Source organism: Mesorhizobium sp. M7A.F.Ca.CA.002.15.2.1, assembly GCF_003998715.1.
Lineage (GTDB): Bacteria > Pseudomonadota > Alphaproteobacteria > Rhizobiales > Rhizobiaceae > Mesorhizobium > Mesorhizobium ciceri.
The window spans coordinates 1-1,229 of sequence record NZ_RZPI01001019.1; the positions used below are offsets into that span (position 1 = coordinate 1).

Sequence of the window (1,229 nt, forward strand, 5' to 3'; positions counted from 1 at the left end):
CCTATGAACAGGTGGTCGATGGCGGAACCGGTGTGCTCTATCGCACCAAGAACGGCTACGCCGTGGTCAAGACCGATCTCGGCCGCGCCGCCTCGGCAACCGCCGACGCCGCGAAGCGCTCTGTGAACTGGCTGGCCGGACTGGTGCCGAAGGGGCTGTAGGCCCGCTGGCGTCTCGGATCGACGACCGCGTGATCAGGCAGGCACATAGGTCAACCTGATCACGTCGTCGCCAATCAAATCGCTGGCCACAAAGCGAAGCGGCGGCCGGGGGCCGGCGAAGAATGGCTTGCCATGACCAAGCACGAACGGATGGAGGTAGAGTTGGTACGCATCTACAAGACCAAGGTCGGTCAGGCTTCGTGCCAGGCCTGGTCCAGAAACTGAAATCTCCCCGACGAGCTTAGCCTTAAGCCCGCGTATCACCGCCTCGACGTCATCCGCGACAAGTGTTGCGTTAGGGCCGGCCGACTTCAGAGAGCGCGACACAACCCACTTCGGTTGGCTCCGCCACGCCGCCGCGAATTCATGCGCCTCCGCGCTCCACTCAGGACTGTCTTCGTCCCAATAGCGCATGACCTCGTACATGCCGCGACCGTACACACTGCCGCTCAAATTGCGCACTTGCTCTATCCAGTGACGAAAGATCGTCGGGCCCGACGGCATTTTCTGGTGGTCGACATAGCCGTCGAGTGACTGGTTCATTCTGAAAATGAGCTTCGCCATGCTGCAGGATCTCCAACCCGGGGTCTTCAGAATAACTTGAGCCGCCGTTACGCAAAACCCCAGCCGAAATCCAAACTGAGACACGATCCTAGTCCGGCCTGAACCTGACTTTCAGGCTCTGCCAGAACTTGTCGACAAGCGGCTTTTCGGTCGCTGCATCCTCGCCGGCAATGCGGGTGATGAACAGCAGCCCCCGATCGGCCAGGCCGAAGCCGACGATCTCGAAATCGGCGGTGTCGGTGCGTGTCTTCACCTCGGCCCGGATCCCGGTCAATTCCTTGCCGTCGGCGAGTTTGCGCGTGGTCGGCCCCTGCGTCAGCTTGGCGCCGGCCTGCACCGATTGCCTGGTCATCTCCTGCAGCATCAATTGGTTGAGCGACACCGGATTCATGGCGCCATACTCCTGCACGACGACGATCGTGCCCAGCGCCGAGGCCATCAGATACTGCGTGATGTCATCGCCGAGATCGGTCTTGGTCACCGAAATGCCGCTGGGGTGGACGA

Annotated in this window: 2 protein-coding genes; both read right to left on the minus strand. The window is 61.3% G+C overall.

Going from position 1 to position 1,229, the window contains the following annotated elements; all coding sequences use genetic code 11:
- Positions 1-194 precede the first annotated feature (194 nt).
- On the minus strand, positions 195-725 hold the full coding sequence (locus ENZ74_RS32160; RefSeq protein WP_027162137.1) for a dihydrofolate reductase family protein: 531 nt from the start codon (positions 723-725) through the stop codon (positions 195-197).
- A gap of 88 nt (positions 726-813) precedes the next feature.
- On the minus strand, positions 814-1,229 hold a 416-nt coding region (locus tag ENZ74_RS32165; RefSeq protein ID WP_127313304.1), incomplete at its 5' end, for a hypothetical protein.

What these genes read in the sequence shown, in the direction of transcription:
- ENZ74_RS32160 (WP_027162137.1), bottom strand. Translation starts at nt 725, where the DNA reads ATGGCGAAGCTCATTTTCAGAATGAACCAGTCACTCGACGGCTATGTC.